Below are 22,581 nucleotides of genomic sequence, written 5' to 3'. Positions count from 1 at the left end.
ATCCTGCTGGGTGTGGTAATGTTCGGCATGGGCATGACCCTGAAGCTCAGCGATTTCAAGCTGGTCTTCCAGCGTCCGAAGGATGTCTTCGTAGGCGCACTGGCACAGTTCACCATCATGCCTTTCCTGGCATGGCTGCTGGCTACCGCCTTCGGGCTGCCTGCTGACCTGGCAGCCGGTGTCATTCTGGTTGGTACCTGCCCTGGCGGCACTTCCTCCAACGTCATGACCTATCTGGCCAAGGGCGATGTAGCATTGTCCGTTTCCATGACCATGACAACCACCATTCTGGCTCCTATCGTTACGCCGCTCCTGACCTGGTGGCTGGCAGGGGCATGGATTGAGATTTCCCTGTCCGCCATGATGCTGTCCATCTTGAAGATGGTAGTAGCACCTATTGTGCTGGGTATTGTCCTCAACACCCTTTTCCGCAGCACTGTTGAGAAGGTTGTAAAGGTTCTGCCTCTGGTATCTGTTGTATCCATCGTGCTGATTGTAGGCGGCGTAGTAGCTGTCAGCTCCCAGCGCATTCTGGAGACCGGTGCTTTGATTATGGTAGTCGTTATGCTCCATAACCTGCTGGGCTATTCCTGTGGCTTTGCCATCGGCAAGCTTCTGAAGATGGATATCGCCAAAGCCAAGGCTGTTTCCATTGAGGTTGGCATGCAGAACAGCGGCCTTGCTACTTCCCTTGCCATGCTCCACTTCGGTGCAGCTGCGGCAATCCCTGGGGCTATCTTCAGCGTATGGCACAACATTTCCGGCTCCCTGGCTGCCAACTACCTTGCAGCCCGCATGAGCAAGGAAACCTTGCTGGAAGATGACAACGAGGATACCGACGGCGATGTTGCCATTGCCACCAAATAAAAAGCTATTTGACAAAAACTTAGCATAATTAGCAAAAAATAAAAATGCCATCAGCAATAGGCGCAATTGCCGCCCTTCGCTGATGGCATTTTCTATTGGCAAAAAACTTTCCCTCTGTTAGTTATGTTTAGTGATGATATTTTTGCTGGCATTTTTTATTTAACACTGTTCTTCTATCAGTAATGATAAACTTCTCTTTTGCTCACCATGAAGTAAACCGTAATAAAGCAGGTGCACAGCTCTGCCACAAAAATAGAAATCCAGATACCATCTATCCCCAGCCAGATAGGCAAGAGCAGCACAGCTGCCATTTCAAAGCCAAAGGTGCGCAAAAAGGAAATCGCCGCCGATACCAGCCCGTTATTCAGTGCCGTAAACAGTGCCGCTCCCCAGATATTCAGCCCCATCAGCAAAAACGCCAGCACATACATGCAATAGCCATGTACCGTCAGGCTGAACAGCTCCTGATCATAGCCCACAAAAGCTCCTAGCAGAGGTTCAGCCGCCAGCTCCGCCACCACGGTAATAATACCGCCCAGCCCCAGCATCAGGACAATGCTTTTCCTGACCAGATTGTGAAGCTCCTCGTGATTTTTGGCACCATACTGGAAGCTGATAAGGGGTGCACTGCCGGAAGCATAGCCCAGGTATATGGACATAAAAATAAAGGTGATGTACATAATCGCCCCATAGGCAGCCACGCCGTCTTCCCCAGCTATGGACAACAGCTGATAATTGTACAGGGCAGTAATCACCGAGGCCGACAGCACAGATACCATATCCGATGAACCATTAGTAAAGGTCTTGAACAGTACCGGCAGATTCAGCCTGGTTCTGGTAATCTGCAGCAGGCTGCTGTTTTTTCGGGCAAAATACGCCAATGGCGCCATGCCGCCAGCCACCTGCCCCAGGGCAGTCGCCCATGCCGCACCTGCCACGCCCCATTGCAGCACTACAATAAACAGCACATCCAAAAGCACATTGATGCCGCCGGACAGCAACGAAACCTTTAGGCTGAGGTCAGGTTTGCCGGCAGCGATAAAAAAGCTCTGAAAAATATTCTGCAGCACATAGAAAAACTGCGCTGCAAAAAGGATTCTGCCGTACTCCACGCAGTAAGGCTTCAGCTGGTCATTGGCACCCAAAATATCAGCAATCACAGGGGTAAAGGCATAACCTGCCAGGGAAAGCACCACGCCTATCACCGCTGTCGTATAAATCAGCAGGGAAAAATACTGATTGGCAATCCCCCTCTTGTTCTCCCCCAGCTTCTTGGAAATCAGGGCATTCCCCCCTTCGCCAATCATAAAGCCGATAGCTACCGGCACCAGGTCCACAGGCATCACCAGATTGACCGCTGCAAAGGGCACCTTGCCCACATAGTTTGAAATAAAAAAGCCATCCACTACGCCATAAACCGCCGTGCAGATGATCATCAGGATAGGCGATATGACAAAGCGCAGCAGGCGCTTATATGTGAAATGGCCCGACATTTTTAAACTCATTTACAATATATCCTTTCGTTTATCCTTCTCAGCAAATCTTTTATCCTGCTAATATCCATCTAAATCAATCGCTTATCCTTGGCAGGAAAATTTTTCCAACAAAAATACCCGATGCAGGGGCTGTACGCAAAGCACAGCCCTGGCATCAGGCATACAAGTTCCGCAATCAATATAAGCAGGCCTCATGCAGAAATATCCACGTTGGCACCGCGGTACTTATTGTCTGCATCAGATTCCTTCATATCCTTTTGATAAGGATTATCCTCATTATAATACCGTATCTGGGTATTAGTCTCGCCGCCGGAGATATAGGTGCGTCCGCACTCAGGGCAAATCGCCGTCTTGAGTTGCACGGAAGCCCTGACAACCTGGCCGTTGCCCTTTTCCGCCTTTTGATAGGCATTGGACACATGCTCCTGCTCGTGCCCCATCACCACGGCCGCAGCGGACTCAGGAGCTATATGGCCTGCCGCCTTGAAGGAAACCATCTCATCAGAGCCATCCTGGTATTTGCGGTTCTTGCATGTCTCACATTCCTCCGGCGTGGACTTGCGCCCATTCAGCTTTTTCCTCGCTTCGTCCGGAGAAAGATAGTCATCTCTTTCCTGCTCCTGGCCATTTACTCCATAGGCATTGTCATTGTCATAAGCATTGTCAGACGCCTTGTTCAGCCAGTCCCATGCACCGCCGCCCTGGGAACCAAAAATGCCACCTACTGCCATGATTTCACCTCCTGCTCCTAGCCTGCCAAAAACTACAAATTCACTAATTGCACTGCTATCACTACTATCACTGCCAGCAATCGCCTGCTGCCATCGCCCGCAACCATTACTTACCTAACATTATACTAAAAAATTTGCCTGACGGCAACTATGGCAATTGAACTTGCTCCTGATAATTCCCCAGCATCCTGCTGATAGTTTCCTGCATCTCCTGACGGAAATCCGCCGGCTCCAGTACCTCCAGAAATTCCGCCTGGCTGAGAAACCACATCTTGGCTCCCCTGGTATACACCTCCGCCTGCAGCACGGTCCCACGTTCATCCTGAGATACAACCACGGCATTGGGCAGCCTGTCCAGCACTGCCTCCAGAGACTTGCCCCAGAAACGGAACTTGACCTGCCGCAGCTCTCCGGTGCTCATGAACTGGATTTCCTTGCGAAACTCTCCCGGCTGAAAGCGGCTGGTATACTCCACATGGAAATGCTCCGCCAGCAGGCTGCACTCCCCTATGCGGTCAAGGCGGAAGGCGATAGGCGCACTTTCCTCCAGCTGCGCCAAAAGATAAAAGTACATCTCCGAAAACATGATTCCCAAAGGCTTTACCTTGATACTCTCATAGGCTCTTGCACCAACCCTCTTGTACTCCAGCAGCACATATCTCTGCTGCTGCTTCGCCTCGCTGAGCTGCCACAGCAAATCCTTGACGGTGTGGGCATTTTCTGTCTGCTTGTACAGAAACAGCTCATTTTTCAGCAGGCTCCTGATGTGCTTTTCCGACTCCGGGCTGCACTGCACCAGCATTTTGTCCACCAGACGGTTCAGCTCCTCCTTGGTCAGGCCGCGGCTTTCCAGCAGAATCGTTGCCAGCAGCAGGATTTCCTTTTCATGCAGCAGCATATCGCTGCGATTGCGCCAGTAATACTCCTTGCGGATGCGGTTATATTCAATATTGCCATACACCGATGGCGTATAAGCCTCCGCTATATACACCCTTAGCTCCCCGATATCCCGCTGCACGCTCTTTGCCGTAATGCCAAATTCCTGCTGCAAGGCCTTGGTGCTGATGCCGGAGCCCCGCTGCAGCCTGTCAAACATCTGCAAGAGCCGCATGCTTCTATCTGTTTTTTCCTCTGAAAACTGAGTATCATTTGTAGACATATCCTCACCTCAATAAACCTTTGCCTTTTCTAAAAGAGCGCACTTGGGACAAAGCCATTTGTACTCCCTGCGGCCAGAAAAGCTTGAGACTGCCACACGCCTGATATTTTCCCTGCTATCGCACCTGGCACACTTCTTTTCGCCAAACAGCATCTCAGCCATATCCTTCAGCATATCCATCCCTCCCAAAAATAATTATCACCAATCTTAAAAAGAATTATTCATAAAATAAACTAATCATACCTAATGTTACTTTATACTCATTTTAGCAAATTCCTTATAAAACAATACGTTTTCATAATGATTATAACAAAATGATTTATAATATACTATCCCCAAAAGGGGGTGGTTGATTGCATTTATCAAGACTTTATGAGCTGCGTGAGGATAACGACCTGAAGCAGCGAGAGCTGGCTGCTCTTTTAAACTGCTCACAGGTCTGTTATTCCTACTACGAACTTGGCAGGCGGGAAATCCCACTGGCACTTCTGATGAAGCTGGCTGACTTCTACAAAACCAGCGTGGACTATCTACTCTACCGCACTGACAATCCGGCTCCCTACGAACCATCAGAAAAATATTCCCTGATGTGTGAGATAAGTGAGTAAGGCAACAAACATTCAAACATTCAGACATTTAAGTATTCAGGCATTACAATTAAAGGCTCATTTATCTCACCCACGCAGCAGCATATTGGCAGTATGCTGCTGCATTTTCCTTTGGAGCAATTTTATTATACCAAATCACTCCCCCAATATATGTCCTTCTAAAAAATAATTGCTGTAAAAAACCATCTTTAGAGGCGGCTTTTCACAGCAACTATATCATTACAACATCATTATACCCGTTTAAGCTCTCAAACTCTCAAAATCTCAAAATCTCAAGCACTAAAACTCTAAATCTCTAAATCTCTAAATCACTCATCGTTCAGCCATTCATTTTCTTCGCCACATATTCCAGCAGGATATGGCCGCTCTTTCTGTTGGTAGCCAGCGGAATGTTGTGCACATCGCACAGACGCAGCAGGGCGTTGATATCCGGCTCATGAGGCTGGGAGGTCAGAGGATCACGCAGGAAAATCACAAAATCCACCTTCTCTACCGCAATCAGGGCTCCAATCTGCTGGTCGCCGCCCAAAGGTCCTGACATCATAGTCTCCACATTCAGTCCATACTTTTCATTAATCAGCGTTCCCGTGGTCCGTGTTGCCACCAGATGAAAATTTTTCAGCAAATCCTTGTGGTGTCCAACGAATTCCAGCATCTCATCCTTCTTCTTGTCATGGGCAATCAAAGCTATCGTCTGCATACATTTTCCTCCTTTGCATACTCTATGAAATAAAAGCTCTCATACCATGTTTGCTGACCTTATATTTTTTCTATCAGGCAGGTATGCTTTTTGCTCGCCTTGTCATAATTGATGCCAACCAAAATAATTGCACCCTTGTAGTGCTGCAAAGCCCCTGCATATCTGCGTTCTTTTATCTGCCGGATTGCTGTCTCCGCATCTTTATCCGCCTTCAGTTCCACCATTATCGCAGGCTTGCTGCCGGAATCGGTTCTGGGAATAAACACTAAATCCGCAAAGCCTTTTCCCCCCGGCAACTCCCGTATAACCGTATAGCAGGCAGGAGCCGTAAAATACGCCATAGTCAGGACGCAGCTCAAAGATTTTTCATCATTATATTTGAACACTGATGCATAGTTCTCGTGAGCAATCTCAAAGGGGGCAAACAGTTCTTTGGAATCACAGCCCAGGCTATAATAGGCCTCCAGCATACCTGCAGCCTGAGATTTTCCGAACCGCCTGGCATGGCTGACAGCTATGCACCTTTGCGCCTTGCCCAGGCTTTTATTCATGTGCTTGATAAGCCCTGTCTTGTCAACATATATATCGCTGTTAACATCGCTTGCGAATCCCTCATTGCCAGGATTAAAATAGATGCCCATACAGCCACCCCCTCTTGCCTGCCGTCACATCATCTGCCTATTACCATCTTACAACTCCCTGTCATACGATGCAACACTTTTATTATACATTTCAAACAAGAATTACATCATGGCGAGCTGAAGCAACAGCCTGCAAATCTACGCTAAAGCCATTGATACTAAACAATATATAGACAGTCTGCCTTGTGTCCTCATGCCAATCCACAAACTCAGCCTTCTGCTCCAGCTGTGCCAGGATATTTATCCCCACAGGCCCTGCCCAGAATTTGCACTCCCCCAGTACCAGCAGGTCATCAGCTTCAGATATGCCGGCTACATCAATCTCATGGGTATTGTCCCACCAGCGTCCCACCCGTTCCAGCACACCGGGCAGCTTCCCTTCTGCCGACAGCTCCCACAGCTTATCCTGGCATATCTGCTCGTAGGCAAAGCTGACATGGTTATCAATAAAATTTTTCTCCAGCCGAGCCATGACAAAATCAGTATGCCCCATTTCAATATAACTGCGGTTGGGATAAACAAACTGAAACCAGAAATTGATGAAGTTATCCTTGATCCGATACATCCCTTTCTTGCTTTTTTCCGGATTTGCCTCAGTTACAGGCACCTCCCGTTCCAGTAAATCAAGGTCTATCAGCACCTTGAGATAGCGTGGCAGATTTGTTTGCTTTTGCTGCAAGAGGGCTGCAATCTTCGAAGCCTTGTGATTGCCTGCCGCAATAACCCGCAAAATGGAAAAATAGCTGCCTACATCCGTCACTTCTTTTTGCAATAAAAAATTTGGCTCATCAAAAAGGTAACTGGCAGGATTGAGCAAACTGCTGCGAATCGCCTCCGTCAAATCCCCTGAGTTTTTGAACATCTCAATATACTTTGGCACACCGCCAGTCAGGCTATAACGCTTCACCAGCTCTCCCATCGGCATTTGTTCTGCAAAAAATTCATGGTAATGGGCAAAGCTTATTGGACGCAGCCGTATCTGCGCCGTGCGTCTGCCATAAATAGGACTGTCATAATTCAGTGTCTGGGACATCATCATCGATACCAGGGAACCGCACAGGATAACCATGACATTTGCCTTGCTGAGCAAAGTATCCCATATCTTCTGAAATACGGACAAAAAAGCAGGATTGCTCTTGCCGATGTATTGAAATTCATCTATAACTATCACAAGGCGCTTTTCATTTGCTGCCAATACCAGCTGCTGAAAAATAATCTCCCAGCGGTCAATTACCGCCTCACGCAGCAAATCGCTCTCCAAGAAATCAGCGATCTGCTGCTGAAAGGCATGACGATTCATCGCCTCTGATTCCTCGGTGGCAAGAAAATACAGTGCGGTTTTATCCTGAATAAAATGCCGGATTAATTCCGTTTTGCCAACGCGCCTGCGCCCATATATAATGACCAAAGAGGCTTCTTCTCGATGGTATTCCCTCTCCAAAGCAGCAATTTCCTTAGACCTGTCAACAAATTTCATGCAACCACCTCCCTTAAATGGCATCTAAAGCAAAATTATGCACACAGATATTATACTACAAAATATAATATCTGTGTGCATAATTTTTATGAAACTTGCCTGCAAAAAATCACCTGTAAATAGATTATAATCCATCTACAGGTGATTGCCATGCTAATAATCATTGTTATCTTCTATTTCCATAAGTTAAATTTTTCGTTTCTCCATTACATAGTTCGTTAAGGAAATACCATCCCTAATAACTTCTTGCCCTTTAATCACTCTATATCCTCTTTGTGCAAAGAACGTCTTAGCAGTAATAGAAGCGTGTGTTATTATTTTGTTTGTATTGACCAATTGTTCTAATTCATCGCAAATAGCAGAAGCTATTCCTTGTCTTTGATAATCTTTATGGACATATAATCTATCCAGATATTGACATACTCCCCATGGCTAAAGCCAGGGGAGTATGTCAAACTCTCGGCGTTATTCTCATGCTCTTTCTAACCATTGAAGTACATTCAATTTCCTGATGCCAGCAAAATCAGCTTCCATATCATACTCATCCATAGTCAGCAGATACTTCGGATAATTATCATTCAGCATCTGCAAAGGCTTTAATTCCCGTTCCAAAACATCCTCAGACAGAGTTGACAACGCCACCTGAAAATATGCAAGGCTGCCATTCTTTTCAGCCACAAAATCTATTTCACCGCCCGGAATATCACCAACATAAACCTTGTACCCACGCCTTAACAGCTCCAGATAGACAATATTTTCCAAAATATGCCCCATGTCCCTGCCAAGATTGCCGGTAATACTGCTACGCAGAGCCATATCTACTACATAATACTTGGCATTGACCTTTAACAGCTCCTTGCCTCGTACATCATACCTGTTTGCCTGATATATAATGAGGCTATCCTGCAAGCCCTGCAAATATCTTTCTACCGTCTTTGGGTCGATTTTTCTGCCAGCACTGGTCATGGCATTGGCTATTTTACCTGGCGAAAGCAGGCTGCCCACATTGGCAAAAACATATTTCACAATGCTGGACAGCATTTTTATATCCCGCACCTGCAGCCTTGTCAGTATATCCTTGACGATAATAGTGTTATATATGCCGGACAAATACTCCCTGATGTCCTCTTTTCTGCCATCCAGCCTAATGATGTACGGAAAGGAACCATCTGTAACATAGCTGTTATACTTCGCCTGAAGTGACATATTGTCAGGCAAGGCAGTCGCATATTCACTAAAAGACAAAGGAAGCATCCTGAGTTCCACATACCTGCCGCTCAGAAAAGTTGCCAATTCACCAGACATAAAATAGGCATTTAAGCCTGTCAGATAGATATCCGTATTTTCTTTGATAAACAGGCTGTCTACTGCTTTTTCAAATTTCTCTACATGCTGTATTTCATCCAAAAATATATAATTCATTCTGTCCGGCAGAAGTTTGCCTGACACATATTTATGCAACGCTCGATAATCCTGCAAATCCTCATATTGCAAATCTTCAAAATTGATGCTGATAATCTGCTCCGCAGTCACGCCATTTGCCAGCAAATACCTTTTATACAGCTCAAATAATGTAGATTTTCCGGCACGCCTGACACCGGAAACCACCTTAATAACATCCCTATCCCGATGCCTGATAAGAAAATCTATGTACTCCTTGCGTTCGATAAGCTTCGTCTGCAAAATAATCACCCCTAGATAGATTATACTCCATCTAAGGGTGATTGTTATACTAAAAATGAATTATAATCCACTTTTTCTTTGTTATCCAACGCAATATATTGTACTATTTTCCCCAGGAACAGCTACAGCCTTCTTTCAAATTTTCTATGGCATCCTGTATCATGAGTTCTTCTCTGTCTGTTATATAGAACTCATAGTCCTGCTCATTGCCGATATACGCCTCCGGCCTGCCAGTAATCATGCCGCTTTTGTCACCATAGGAATTTGCCTCATATTTGCTCAATGCCCTCATCTGCCCCAGCATTGCTTCCAAATCTTCCTTCAATGCTTCATTTATATGCAGGACAATCTTCTTGCACTGTGCCTTATCCCAGGACTTAGCCAAATCCCCCTTTTCTATATTTCTAGCAATTTCATACAGCGGTTTATGCATACCAATCTGGGCATATCCGCATACCGTGACACGCAAATCCACCAGGGCATCCTGCAAGCGATACACAATATCTATTAGCTCCGCCTTGGACAGCTTCTCCAAACTCTCATAAGAAAACTTCTCAACAATGAAATCCTGCTCACTCTGCTCTTTCATGAATATTCCTCCCATGCACATTTATACTAGCAGCTATCATATATCTGCAAGTATATTATACAACATTAAGGGGACAATATGCGTACCTATGTAAAAAAGGCTTAAGGCAACATACATTATCTAAAGCCCACATCATTTAAATATCCACAGCAATCCAATTTGCTCTTTTATTGATATTCAACATAGCTTTTCTCTCTAAGCCAGGATATATGTACTCCGAATTAATTTGCATCAAACTCAATTCGCCTAAAAGTCTCTTTTTACAATTTTGGGGAATCACAATCCGTATGGCATTACGCTCCAGCTTTTCTACATTTTCTTCTTCATTCAATCCAAAAATAGCAAACAAGCCATGTTGCTTTTTCATTCTCTCATTGTCCTTATTGGCAAAAACAAAAAAACAATCCAGCAAATCCTGTCCCACTATTGCTGTCTCAAAACTAGGATATTCTCCACGGATTTCATGCAACAATTTCTTCATCGCATCACTGTTATTTCTCGCCAAACAGCCATCAGTAATAACGTTGGTATGTATATGACAAAACTGCCTAATTTCAGACTTCACCTTACTAGGCAATGGTGGAAGACATGACAACATTAAAGCCCTATCACTATAATGTGTTAATATTTTTTGTCGTTCCTCTAGAATAACAATAACCTCACCATCTTTTTCTGGCTGCGCCTCTACCGCAAAATAAAGTGCAACAAGTGGATTAATCGTAAAGTCCAGTAATCTTGTTTCCACTCCATAATGCTGCATTTTGACAAGATTACTCAAATGAGCATGTTTGCTAAACTCCTCCGGATAGTCCTGAATTATTTTATTGTACTGATACTGCTCATCTAAATTTTTGTTACTCTCACGAAAAATACCAGGCTGGCATTTATATCTTCTATCTCCATGACCTCTGTACAATAGTACCAAATTCTTACGTTTGGCCTGAATGGACAATTCATATATTGCATTCCAGTACTCAGTAAAAGTGGAAACTGTAGCTTTTATCTTATTCATTACTTAGCTCAATTCCTTCCAATACACAACCCGATTCAGATACTGTTACATTGATTCGCTCATTTCTCAAAGCCAGTAAACTATTAAAGATTTCGTCACAATTTATTACAATCTCTCGATCTGTCATATCCAATACTCTAAAAACCACACCAGTTTTATTATATAAATCATACGCTAAATCTCTATATTGCCCATTAACAAGTAATTGATTATTTGTACCAAAAACAACTTTTTTAAGAACAAACTGATTATCATATTTATCTGTTGCCTTTTCTATACACATTTTCTTTATAAATACATTATCCATGCGATATCCCATAAACAATATCCTCCCTATACAAGCTTATAATATATCCAAACCTCTACCATACAATTATAGACATAATCATCATTTGTGTCTATAAAATCTTGAAAATTGCCTCTATTCGCCACGGAATATTAAACATATATTTTTATTTAGTATTTTTAAAATTTTATTCCTTTTATATCATTTTCATTAACACAAACGTAATTATCCTCTGTTAGAACTAATTTTCTCGTTCTATCTATCATAGTTTTCCATTCCCTATAATAAGGATACCATTTAAAAAAATTTAAACGCTTAAACGACTTTTCCCTACAACAAGCCCTAATATATGATAATAAATGACTAGTCCCTTTAAATATTACCGGATATGTTCTGTATTTTGTTTGTGTTAAAAGAACGTAACATACTTGAATTCCCTCTACAACAAAATACCCTTCTTGTTTAGAAATCCACTCCACAAAATCTATAGTATTTTGTTCTTTTATTTCTTTGCTGACATTTGTATTATAATATAATGATTTTTTAGTACTGCGCATATACTCATACAACACTTCACATTTTAACTTTAAATCATCCCAAGAGTAAATTTTGCCACAAAATAACTTATAATCAATAACATCCAGCGACACTAATTTCGCATGAAAAGTATTCATAATTAATTTGGCAAGAGTAGATTTTCCCGAACCAGATTGTCCTGTAATAAAACAGATATTTTGGGTTTTTCTAAATTTTTTTATATTTACATAGATATCATCTTCAGAAAATATCAAACTAGAATTTCCTAATATTTCCGTCATACAAACACCTTTATTCCCTATATGGTATTTTATACATTCACATCTCTCGTATAAACTTTATCTTTTACATCCATAAGTTCACTACTCCATCTATTAGCTATGATGTAATCAGCTCTTTTTTTTAACTCATCAATACTATTTACAACGTAACAGTCCATAAACATTTCTTTTTTTCTCAGCATAGGTTCATATATTATAATACTAACACCATGAGACTTTAATATCTTTATAATATCAATAATACTGCTATTTCTCATATTATCGCTTTTTTCTTTCATCCCCAATCCAAACACACCTAGAACGAAACTTGCTTTATTGAATTTTTTATCAATCACACATAGTATTCTTTGAGCGATTGTATTCTTCCTCATTTCATTGCTTACATTAATTGCTGAAATTATGACATTAGGAACATCATCAAAACTAAATTGTAATTGCATCGTATCCTTAGGCAAACAATAACCTCCATATCCAAAACTAGGATTATTATAATACATCCCAATTCTTTGGTCAGCACACACACCTTCAATAATCTTTTTGGTATTCATATTATGTTGTTCTGCAAAAGCATCCAATTCATTAAAAAAACTTACTCTCATTGCCAAATAAGAATTAGAAAAAAGCTTTACCGCTTCTGCTTCATTATAATTCATGAACATAATATTTTTCGTACCAGTAATCAACGGCTTTATCAAACTTGCATACTTGCTTGCATACTCGTGATTCACATCACACAGGACATTATACCCAACAACAACACGTGAAGGGTTATAAGTATCATACAAAATATTCTCTTCACGAATAAATTCTGGAACAAATAACAGCCTATCCAAACTATATAACCTGGAAATTTTTTCACAGCATCCAATAGGAACTGTAGACTTAATAATTATTGTTGCATTATTATTATATTTAACTGCATCAGATAGAACCCCATATAAGACATTAACATCAAGCTGTTTTGCATCACTATTGTAATCTGTAGGAACAGCTATAATCACATAGTCTGCATTTTCATATGCAAATTTAATATTGTCCGTTGCTTGAATGTTATATTTGTTCATAGGATATCTATCAGATATTTCCTTGTTGGCCTGCAGATAATTTCCTGAATTTATACGCTTTATCTTATTTTTATCTACCTCTAAAAAAATTACATCGTGTCCTTTGGAAAAGAGAATGCCACAGGCCATACCAACATAACCCGCCCCAACAACAACTATTTTCATTTACACTGTTCCCTTCCATTGATCCACATAAAACACAATTTTCATAGGATCATTCACTTGAATAAACCTATTGCCATAATCTTCACACAAAATATTATTTTTACAAAACCATGTAGCTTGTATTGTGCGCAATCCAATTACACTAGCAGCTTCTAATTCTTTGCAATCACCATCACTTACATACATACACTCATTAGCTTCTAAACCTAAACTACCTAAGCATCTCATAAATATGTCTTTCTCAGGTTTACATACACGCTCAAGATATGACAATCTAACATCATCAAAAAAACTATATACCGGACTACATTCTATACAATCTACTTCGTCTGAAAAACAATTGCTTATCAGTCCTAATTTTATATCCTTTGACTTTATAGTTTCAAGCATATGTAAAACTGATTTATTCACATTCTTGCAAGTAAATTCATTAAACATCTTTCTTTTATACATAATTTTATTTGCTACATCGTGAGAAAATTTATTGTTAGAAATAAGTATCTCACTTATCACCTTTTCAAATGATAGCCTACCTATACTTCTAGCCTTTTTAGAGCCTTGCCAAATTGCTTTAAACGCATCTGCATCTACATATGAATCCCTAGCCATTGCCTCACTAAAATATACAGGATATCCACTATAATGAGTCACCAGTGTCTCATACATATCAAAAATAACACCTTTTATCATAATTTTTACCACAGTTAAAAAAATACTATATCATTATCCTTTATATAACTAAATGTCTCATAACTTAAAATATCTTTGACATCATTATAATTATCAAATTCGGATACATTTCTAAAACTAGTAGCCGATATAACTTTTCCTTTCGCATCTAAACTTCTTGGTATCACATATACTTTTATGCCTTGTAGTGCAGCAGCTTTCTTTACCAATGAATTATATCTATCTGTGAAGCTTCCAGGCTCTTCCTCTCCTAAAAATCTATGCTTTATGCCAAAATAACCAAAAACATATTTGTCCACCATTTCGCCTGTATACATAAGCAAATTATTTTCACTATACAATTCATTATTCCTGCTAGCATATGCTGGAAAATATGTTGCAGATATAGCAAAAGACTCAATAGGTACAACATATACATTGGCATATTCCATAAGATTAATCTTTGCCATTTCTACTCTATCCATAACACTTAAACTATGAAGATAATCCCCCATAACAAAAAATACTACCGCCTCCATTTCCTTTAAGGCTGTCTCTACTAGATATTTATGACCATTGGTAAACGGCGCAGCATGGGCTAATATCCCACCTATTTTCTTATACTTTTTTAATTTCTCCTTTAATGGCGAATACCTTATATAAAACGAACACAAATCAGGATTTGTGACATCATAATGCTCAAAATTATACACATTTGTCGCAAATTTATCAAAAAAAGATTCTTTCTTAGTTTTATACGTATATTTTTTAATATTTATAATATTATATATGTATTCTGCTAATAATTGATTAGCATATTTATTGCAATGTGCCGGACAGTCATAAAAAAAATTTTTATTTTTCTTCTCATTAAACATATTTGTTGAATTGTGAACATGTATACCTACATGTTCCAAAATTGGATCACTTTCTAATATAAATATAAAATAATCTCCTGCCCTTACAGCGGTATTCAAAGCATTTATGATATCACATAGCAAGAATTGCCCATTATTAGTACCATGATTATATACTTTGCAGTCTAGAATAATTCTTTGTAAATATGAAGCAATTGTATTTTTATCACTTACCATATAACCATTTGTGATACATGGACCAAATATATGAATGGAATTTTCTTGTTCTTCTACACAAGGAATAGTTTTTCGTATGCCTTCTTTTATGTTTAAATACTTACTAGAAAAATTAGACTCAATCAGAGAAAAGCCATTATTTAGTACATAAGTTGCCCCTAGTAACCTTCTTCTTAAATATTCATAATCATCAGAATCAGAAGAAATAACCTTAATCATCGTATCATCACATAGCAAATCATTCAAGGTACGATTATCATTAAAATTTTTCTTTTCTATTTCAGATAAACATGTCAATTTATCCTTTATAGGTCCCTGAACAAATGCATATTTAACATTGTTGCTTATACAATATTTCTGGAAAATTTTTAACACAATAGTCTCAGCTATCAAAAAAAAGTTTTTCAACTTATCTAGATGGTTTCCATCTAAAAATCTATAATAATCTTCACCATATTTAAAATCAAGAATTAACGTATCATCATGATATAATATGTCTTTTAAATCTTCCATTAATGATACTTTGATATCTGGAAAGAGCGTAGAAAAACATAGCCTTATATCCCAGCACGAAATAATAATAATTTCTCTATACCCATTATCCACCAAATATCTCTTAAAATCTTGCTTGAAATACCACAAACATCTAAGTGCCATATAATTTCTGTAAATTTGCCGGGGAAAATATCCATATTCTAAATTTCTATACTCACATATTAATTTATTATTAACAAAAACAACTATTTTTTTGAATAAATATTTTTTTAGAATGTCATGAATTTGCTTACTAGACGGGTATTCTGAAAAATTAAAAATATATTCTTTTTTGAGAGAAGGTTCTCTTCCATATATAACATCATATTTATCTATAGCACTTACAACATGTCCTTTATCGACAATATAAAAAACTGATAACTCATCTTTCACCAATTCCTCTATAATCAGTTTATAATCTATGTTTTTCTTATCTATGATATGCAATCTATCATATTCTATTTTTATATAATTCATATTTAACTCCAATGCTTTTGAATAAAAGAAAAACCTCTCAGTGCGAGTTCAAATGTCTCTTTGCAATAATAATGTGATTCTTTAAAACAATTAACTGCCATTTTAATTTCGCCTTGCAATACTTTTGAAAACCTTGCATGATGAAGCAATTTTACATACATACTAGCAACATCAATATTAGGATCTGATATACAAATATTCTCATAATCAAGAAAATATACATCATAGTCCTTGCAACACAAACAATTGCTAGGATTCAAATCTCCATGTATTCGAAAATATCTAACTGTATATACATCAATATCTTTCTCCCAGATTCCTATAACCTTTTTAAAAATTTGAATCGCAATTTTTTTAATCATTATATGTTTTTTACTGTACATTGTCCAACGTTCTATATAAAGCCCCATCAAACTTGTATAATCTAAGTAACTACATTTGATATCATTTTTATTTAATTTATCTAATAAATTTACATAGCCGCTAAATATATTTCTTATATATAAAATCGACTTCTCTTCAGGAAACGTCTTAATTATGTCTTTTATACTGCCACAATTTTCAATATATGGAACAATAGAGCATGTTTTTTTATATTTACTTGGAATAATATACTCTTTTCGAAATAAAATGTTGTATACAATTCTCTCAAGCCATATTCCATCTAAATCTGTCGCATCATTCTTAACTATGTACTTAATAAACACTTTCTCTATACTATTTACTTTAGCGATATAATACTGACGATTTTTTCTATACCTATTTACTCTACACGGCTCAATTTCACTATACCCTAATTCAACTAAGCTGCTTACTAATGCTAAACTCATTTCTTCTTTCATAATTCACACTCGTACTGTATTAAATCTTTCATAACATTCAAATAAAAGTTCTGTTGTTTTTACAACATCATGATATTTTATTGGAAAGTCACATTCCCCACTTACATATTCATAAAATTTTTTAATACATGCTAAATGATTTGTGCCCCACGCTTTCTTTCCAAAAAAATAATCCCACGGCTCTGTTTCAATCTTTTGTCCATTAACATACAAATCTTCACCAATAATGATGATACAATCATCATTTGCCTGTATTTGAATTATTACATCAAAATATGTTGACGATGTGTTAGTAGCAGTAAGTAATACCCTTGTATTATCATCATAATTAAATATAACAAACGCTGATTCTTCTGTATCAATCCAATCTCTTAAAGTATCATTGAATATGTGACTTATTACTGATATGGGATCGCCTTTTAGATATCTTATTAAATCAATCGTATGTATTGCTTGATTAATGAGTACACTGCCACCTTCAAAAACTTTTTTTCCCTTCCAATCACTATCTTTATAATAATCTATACCACGGTCCCAGGCTAATGTAGCCACTGCCCCTTTAATTTTTTTATTTTTTAACAGATTCTTCACATATATGACTGCTGGAGAAAATCTATTTTGAAAGCAAACTCCAATTCTTGATGTATCAAAAAAATCGTGCTCCTCCAATAATAACATTTGCTCACGTGATATTGCTAATGGCTTCTCTACGAATACATATAAGCCATTCTTCATACACTCTATTATCATTTCCATATGTAAAAAATGTGGTGTACAAATATGAACTACATCGGCCTTTTCCTGCGCAAGCATTTCATTATAATCAGTGTAAATTCTACATGATAAATCGTACTCATGAACAGCCATTTTACACTTATCCCCAACTTTATCGCATATAGCTACAATCTCATAACCTAAATGCTTTAAACATTTTATGTGAACTTGAGCTATATTACCGATACCTATTATCATTGCTTTCATGTCTTACCTACCTTTACGAAACCTTTCACTCATATCTCTGCTCTACACTTTTCGTATCCCTAGAAAAAGTTAATTGAATATTATACATCTGGGTACAATAAATACAATAATCTAATCTATTCATCAAAAAATTATAAAATCTTGTTGAACTCAAAATCTCTTCAACTTTCATTACTTTTAAATTTCCTAAAATAGGATAATAATAATGTTCAGATTCACAACATGGCAGAACATCACCATTTGCCTGAACAGTAATGAATGTACCACCTAAGCAACATCTGTAACTATCTTTAAAACATGGAGAAAATATGTCTTGTTCAATTTCTGTCCAATTCGCTCCATGCATAAATAATCCTTCTATTTTTTTACACGCATCAAGCTTAGATGGCTCTTCAAAAGATAACATCTTAATAATTTTGTAAACATCAGTTTTTGTTTCATAACAAAACTTTTTTAAATCATCATAAGATAATACATATTCCTTCTCTCTATCGTTTTCAATTTGTATTATTTTAAAACACGTAACACCTATACCTGCAAATTTTTTTATGATTGTAGGCAATTCTAAATAGTTATACCTAGTTAATACTGTACGTATCCCGATGGAAATATCTGATTTTTCTAAAATATACGAAATACTTTTTTCTATTTTAGAAAATAATCCATCACAATTCCTTGATTTGTCATGTAAAACTGGATCCGCATGATCAATAGAAAAAACAATAAGATTGGGATGTGCATATATTAAGTCATCCAGCAAACTAATTTTATCTAACAAAACTCCCGATGTATTAAGCACTACATAAACATTGTTCGCTCTAAAAAGGTCTATAAGATCAAACGTAATGTCAGGTCTCAACAATGGTTCCCCACCACTCAAAACTACATTTTTTATCCCACTAGCAATTAGATCATTACTTATTTTTCTCCACTCACATTTATTTAATAAAAATTTATTCACCTTTATATTTTTATATTTTGAATCACAGAAACCACAATCGCATGGACATGCTTCTGTAATTTTTAAGCAGGCTTCCCTAATCAAACTATTCTCCCCAATCAATAAACGTCCCATTATCTTTTGCGTACTTATACGACACATACCCATTCAGTATAATTTCATTCATACCGTAAACTACACACTCAATTTTATAATCTTTTAACACTTTTTCTACACCCACATCTACACATGAACTATCTAACTGAGCTAAGAGGCTCGTATTCATATAACTTATAAATTTTGCATTTTTATCAATACGCGGATTTGAACTATATACCCCAGGTACATCGGTTATTATCATTAATTTATTTATATTAAATGTCTTACACAATAATGCAGCTTGATAATCAGCTTTTAAATTATAACCATCTAAGTATCTAGAAAATGCCTCATTATCAATTATAGGTTTTCTATGACATAATAAAGACTGTTCACATTCATCAAATGTCCTACATAATATAAATTTGTCATTCATAGATTCCGTAATCAGGGCATTAATTCTTCTTATACTAGAGCATAATAACACTTTATGTTTTTTATTTAGCTTATTCCCATTTCCTGTTTTTTTTAATATAGTTTTTACAAATTCACCAGTAGGACCAGAACCAATATAAAATATATTTTTTTCCTCATTATTAGAAAATACTTCTAATAATTTCCTATAATTTTCTATACTATTTAACAAACTACCGCCGAATTTTACCAGATAATCATATTGTTTCATTCTCTTACTCCTGCATGCATAATTCGATTGTGTGAGAGTATTGTTCTATATCTGATATATAATCGTAATTTACATTTACAAAATACAATATATGATATACACAACTAAGAAGCACTTCCTTAGTATTCAAAATATAATTATTAACAGAATTATACTCCCTAATAACCTTCTTTACATCTCCAATATTGCATGCTTTAACGGTCAAAAAACTTTGTACTATCTTACCAATATCATCTTCAAAATGTCCTAATCTGCAATCTGAGAAATCTATTAAACCATAAAATTTCCCTTTTCTTGTAATTATATTTTTTTTATGCAAGTCACCATGAATCATACTATACTTATTCTTAACATCAACTTCATTTATAATTAATTCTAGTTTTTTACGCGAACACATTTTATCTACGAGTTTTTTACTATCCTTGACCAAAAGGTGTAATCGTTCTATATTGCATTTAGCTAACCTTTCTTTATTTTCTATTTTATATTTTCGAGAAACACTGTGCATTTTAGCAATATTTCTAACTATATCAAACAAAGTTTCTCTATCTACAACATCATCCCCACTAACTTCCCTTGCAAAAAAGAACACTACCTTATTACCATTGTACGATATCTCATTAAATTCATTTTTATCTATCAGCAACACACCAGGAACCATAATATCATTTTTCTTAAGATAGCGCATAAATGTAAGTTCTTCATGAACTAATTTAGGATCTCTATTTAGAAAAACTTTTGCATAGTATTTAACATCATTTATCAGATATAATCGAACACTGCTGGAATCAACTGGGTTATAATATATATCGTTTGTACTATAAAAGTTTATTTGACAATGCAATAGTAACGCATTTATTTGGCAATATATCTCATCCCAAAACAACACAAAACACCCTATCTAGTTCTTCTTCTTCAACCTTATTGTATGCATACTTCTGTCTCATAGCTTTTATCCAATCTAAAAAATAATTGTAATATGCATAATCTGTACATTTAAAGCTACTAAAGAATCCTAATAAAAAACATGCATGAGTCAAAAATACATAACTACAATCAATACCAGTTTCTATCGGAATTGTAAAATATCTATTTTCTAAAAAAGTAAAATCCTGTTTTTTATCCCACAATAATATTCTTCCACATCCATGACGATACTTCTGTTTGCAAGCTTCTAATAAAGTCTTAGGATCCTTATGATATATCTTCACATGTTCAGAATATTTAATTTTGAAATTATGCAACATCGCTCTTTTAGCAAATACCCTCGACTCGGCAGTTGCTTTATCTTGTGTATCTGCAAATATCTTATCCCCAAATTTTTCCGAAATCTTCTTATTCAAAATTAGATTTCGTGAATCAGTCATTTGAGCATCATCAAAATTAACAATATATCGTGAAAACATCGTTCTGTATAACAATTCTTCTTGTTCTCCCAACCAATTTTTCTTCTGATATAATGTTGGATTTCCCTGAACTATGTATTCACTATCACAAATTGCTGAATACCCATTAATAAGCCATTTTTTATCAACAACACAATCACTATCTGTAAAAAAAACATATTTTCCTCTAGCTATATTAAATGCCTCGTTTCTAGCAGAACCTGGTCCATATCCTTGTACATCGTATACGTTAATATCCGAATTAAAATGAAAAATTTTAGAATTAAAATCATCTTTAGAATGATCATTTGCCACTATTACTTCTACTTCCTCATCATACAAATTGCAAAATACACTTTTCGCAACATAAATACTTGATATACATTGTTTTAAATCATTTTCTCTATCCTTGCATGGAATAATAATAGAAATCATATTGAAAATTTCCTTTCATAAGATACATTCTTAAATGCATTTATAATTTTTTCCATCTCTTTTTTATTTACATCAATATATGTAGGCAAAAAAATTAGATCATTAGGTGGCATCATATTAGAGCAATTGTCAAGTTGACCTAAATAACGCACATTATAACTTATATCATTTTCATACTTAAAATCGTAATTATGAAATTGTTCTGTATCTACACCATTTATTTTTAACCTTTTAACAATTTCTTCTACAGACCAATCTTTCCAATACTCTTTTTTTATTCTGATTAACAATTTCCAATATACTCTGGATGCCTTTTCATATTTTTTTATAGTTTTAAATCCATCAATTTTATCAATTTCATTTTCCAAAAACATATTAGTTTCACGATTCAATCGTGCTTTTCTATTATATTTTTTTAATTGGTTTCTAGCTATCACCATAGATAATGTATGCGGACGAAGTTTTATACCAAAACCGTTACTATAATTTATAAATTCATTCCCGATTAAAGCATTTGGAATCCGATTGGGATGTCCTAACATCAACAACTTATCATATAAAATTTTGTTATTGGTAACAGCTATTCCTAATTCACCACCTGATATAAGTTTCCCTTTCCCCAAAGAAAAACACGCAATATCTTCACAATCGATATTTCCTATTTTTTTACCTCTCCACTCAGCACCATGAGCATGAGAAGCATCTGATATAATTTTTATATCATATTGCTGTTTTATTTGATTTAACTTGTCCATATCACATGGATTTCCCCAAGTATGAGTGATTAAAACAGCCTTTGTATTACTATCAATAGATTTATGTATCGCAGCAACATCAATATTCAATGTTTCGCTATCAAAAGGACATAGCCTAGCTATTCCCTGATTTTCTAGTACCGCATAAACAGCTCCAAAATAACTGTATTCTGATAAAATAGTATTTGTGCCCCTACCACAATCACAAGCATAAACTGCTGCATATATTGCAGCAGTCAGATTGTTGACAAACTAGCATAAGGCACTCCATTCATGGTAAAATATTATTATGATTGGGGTGTTTTTATGTATAAGAAAAAGAATCGTGCAAAACAACATCAGATGCAGTTCATAACGCTGGATGACCTTGTTCCAGCAGATCATATTCT

General features: G+C 37.0%; 25 protein-coding genes. 2 read left to right on the top strand and 23 right to left on the bottom strand.

Annotation, left to right across the window (positions count from 1 at the left end; translation table 11 throughout):
• Nucleotides 1-867 (top strand): bile acid:sodium symporter family protein (locus tag FYJ84_RS12800; protein WP_154407989.1); only part of this gene is annotated, 867 nt, incomplete at its 5' end.
• Nucleotides 868-1,043: 176 nt separating this feature from the next.
• Here FYJ84_RS12800 and FYJ84_RS12795 read toward each other — a convergent pair.
• The 4 genes from FYJ84_RS12795 to FYJ84_RS12780 all read right to left on the bottom strand — a co-directional run bounded on the left by FYJ84_RS12795 (nt 1,044) and on the right by FYJ84_RS12780 (nt 4,427).
• A complete protein-coding gene (locus tag FYJ84_RS12795; RefSeq protein ID WP_154407988.1) occupies nt 1,044-2,372 on the bottom strand; it encodes an MATE family efflux transporter in 1,329 nt (442 codons plus the stop codon).
• 182 nt (nt 2,373-2,554) lie between these two features.
• Nucleotides 2,555-3,094 (bottom strand): hypothetical protein, encoded by a 540-nt coding sequence (locus FYJ84_RS12790; protein ID WP_154407987.1) that lies wholly within the window; start codon nt 3,092-3,094, stop codon nt 2,555-2,557.
• Between the two features lie 148 nt (nt 3,095-3,242).
• Nucleotides 3,243-4,253: a helix-turn-helix transcriptional regulator gene (locus tag FYJ84_RS12785; RefSeq protein ID WP_154407986.1), complete on the bottom strand. Its 1,011-nt coding sequence runs from the start codon at nt 4,251-4,253 to the stop codon at nt 3,243-3,245.
• Between the two features lie 9 nt (nt 4,254-4,262).
• On the bottom strand, nt 4,263-4,427 hold the full coding sequence (locus FYJ84_RS12780) for a hypothetical protein (protein ID WP_154407985.1): 165 nt from the start codon (nt 4,425-4,427) through the stop codon (nt 4,263-4,265).
• 179 nt (nt 4,428-4,606) lie between these two features.
• Between FYJ84_RS12780 and FYJ84_RS12775 the strand changes: the two genes are divergently transcribed.
• Complete coding sequence (locus tag FYJ84_RS12775) at nt 4,607-4,861, top strand: helix-turn-helix domain-containing protein (RefSeq protein WP_154407984.1); 255 nt, start codon at nt 4,607-4,609, stop codon at nt 4,859-4,861.
• 319 nt (nt 4,862-5,180) lie between these two features.
• Here the strand turns inward: FYJ84_RS12775 and FYJ84_RS12770 are convergent, their stop codons facing one another.
• The 19 genes from FYJ84_RS12770 to FYJ84_RS12680 form a co-directional block, all read right to left on the bottom strand.
• A complete protein-coding gene (locus FYJ84_RS12770; RefSeq protein WP_154407983.1) occupies nt 5,181-5,561 on the bottom strand; it encodes a methylglyoxal synthase in 381 nt (126 codons plus the stop codon).
• 59 nt (nt 5,562-5,620) lie between these two features.
• A complete protein-coding gene (locus tag FYJ84_RS12765; RefSeq protein ID WP_154407982.1) occupies nt 5,621-6,202 on the bottom strand; it encodes a PD-(D/E)XK nuclease domain-containing protein in 582 nt (193 codons plus the stop codon).
• A gap of 91 nt (nt 6,203-6,293) precedes the next feature.
• The gene (locus tag FYJ84_RS12760) at nt 6,294-7,679 is read right to left on the bottom strand and encodes an ATP-binding protein (protein WP_154407981.1); all 1,386 of its coding nucleotides are present in this window, start codon (nt 7,677-7,679) and stop codon (nt 6,294-6,296) included.
• A gap of 186 nt (nt 7,680-7,865) precedes the next feature.
• Nucleotides 7,866-8,090, bottom strand: a complete 225-nt coding sequence (locus tag FYJ84_RS14940; RefSeq protein WP_154407990.1) for a GNAT family N-acetyltransferase — start codon at nt 8,088-8,090, stop codon at nt 7,866-7,868.
• Between the two features lie 60 nt (nt 8,091-8,150).
• Entirely contained in the window at nt 8,151-9,362 is a 1,212-nt protein-coding gene (locus tag FYJ84_RS12750) for an ATP-binding protein (protein ID WP_154407980.1), read from the bottom strand.
• 103 nt (nt 9,363-9,465) lie between these two features.
• Complete coding sequence (locus tag FYJ84_RS12745) at nt 9,466-9,951, bottom strand: hypothetical protein (protein ID WP_154407979.1); 486 nt, start codon at nt 9,949-9,951, stop codon at nt 9,466-9,468.
• A 136-nt stretch (nt 9,952-10,087) separates the two neighbouring features.
• The gene (locus FYJ84_RS12740; RefSeq protein WP_154407978.1) at nt 10,088-10,963 is read right to left on the bottom strand and encodes an FRG domain-containing protein; all 876 of its coding nucleotides are present in this window, start codon (nt 10,961-10,963) and stop codon (nt 10,088-10,090) included.
• Complete coding sequence (locus FYJ84_RS12735; protein WP_154407977.1) at nt 10,956-11,282, bottom strand: hypothetical protein; 327 nt, start codon at nt 11,280-11,282, stop codon at nt 10,956-10,958. Before FYJ84_RS12735 ends, FYJ84_RS12740 begins: the two co-directional genes overlap by 8 nt.
• 146 nt (nt 11,283-11,428) lie before the next feature.
• On the bottom strand, nt 11,429-12,067 hold the full coding sequence (locus tag FYJ84_RS12730) for an nSTAND3 domain-containing NTPase (RefSeq protein WP_154407976.1): 639 nt from the start codon (nt 12,065-12,067) through the stop codon (nt 11,429-11,431).
• 29 nt (nt 12,068-12,096) lie between these two features.
• Entirely contained in the window at nt 12,097-13,296 is a 1,200-nt protein-coding gene (locus tag FYJ84_RS12725; protein ID WP_154407975.1) for a nucleotide sugar dehydrogenase, read from the bottom strand.
• Nucleotides 13,297-13,986 (bottom strand): HAD family hydrolase, encoded by a 690-nt coding sequence (locus FYJ84_RS12720; RefSeq protein ID WP_154407974.1) that lies wholly within the window; start codon nt 13,984-13,986, stop codon nt 13,297-13,299.
• A gap of 14 nt (nt 13,987-14,000) precedes the next feature.
• Nucleotides 14,001-16,070, bottom strand: a complete 2,070-nt coding sequence (locus FYJ84_RS12715) for a nucleotidyl transferase family protein (RefSeq protein WP_154407973.1) — start codon at nt 16,068-16,070, stop codon at nt 14,001-14,003.
• Between the two features lie 2 nt (nt 16,071-16,072).
• A complete protein-coding gene (locus tag FYJ84_RS12710) occupies nt 16,073-16,912 on the bottom strand; it encodes a phosphotransferase family protein (protein ID WP_154407972.1) in 840 nt (279 codons plus the stop codon).
• A 3-nt stretch (nt 16,913-16,915) separates the two neighbouring features.
• Nucleotides 16,916-17,893 (bottom strand): Gfo/Idh/MocA family protein, encoded by a 978-nt coding sequence (locus tag FYJ84_RS12705; protein ID WP_154407971.1) that lies wholly within the window; start codon nt 17,891-17,893, stop codon nt 16,916-16,918.
• Nucleotides 17,894-17,918: 25 nt separating this feature from the next.
• Nucleotides 17,919-18,938, bottom strand: a complete 1,020-nt coding sequence (locus FYJ84_RS12700) for a radical SAM protein (RefSeq protein ID WP_205764262.1) — start codon at nt 18,936-18,938, stop codon at nt 17,919-17,921.
• Nucleotide 18,939: 1 nt separating this feature from the next.
• Entirely contained in the window at nt 18,940-19,617 is a 678-nt protein-coding gene (locus FYJ84_RS12695; protein WP_154407969.1) for an amino acid kinase family protein, read from the bottom strand.
• A 4-nt stretch (nt 19,618-19,621) separates the two neighbouring features.
• The gene (locus FYJ84_RS12690; RefSeq protein ID WP_154407968.1) at nt 19,622-20,503 is read right to left on the bottom strand and encodes a phosphotransferase; all 882 of its coding nucleotides are present in this window, start codon (nt 20,501-20,503) and stop codon (nt 19,622-19,624) included.
• Nucleotides 20,490-21,437: a glycosyltransferase gene (locus FYJ84_RS12685; protein WP_154407967.1), complete on the bottom strand. Its 948-nt coding sequence runs from the start codon at nt 21,435-21,437 to the stop codon at nt 20,490-20,492. Before FYJ84_RS12685 ends, FYJ84_RS12690 begins: the two co-directional genes overlap by 14 nt.
• A complete protein-coding gene (locus tag FYJ84_RS12680; RefSeq protein ID WP_235901488.1) occupies nt 21,434-22,432 on the bottom strand; it encodes a DegT/DnrJ/EryC1/StrS family aminotransferase in 999 nt (332 codons plus the stop codon). Before FYJ84_RS12680 ends, FYJ84_RS12685 begins: the two co-directional genes overlap by 4 nt.
• Between the last annotated feature and the right edge of the window lie 149 nt (nt 22,433-22,581).

Source organism: Anaerovibrio slackiae (assembly GCF_009695585.1).
In the GTDB taxonomy this organism is placed as follows: Bacteria; Bacillota; Negativicutes; order Selenomonadales; family Selenomonadaceae; genus Anaerovibrio; species Anaerovibrio slackiae.
This window is presented reverse-complemented; position numbering and strand designations above follow the sequence as displayed.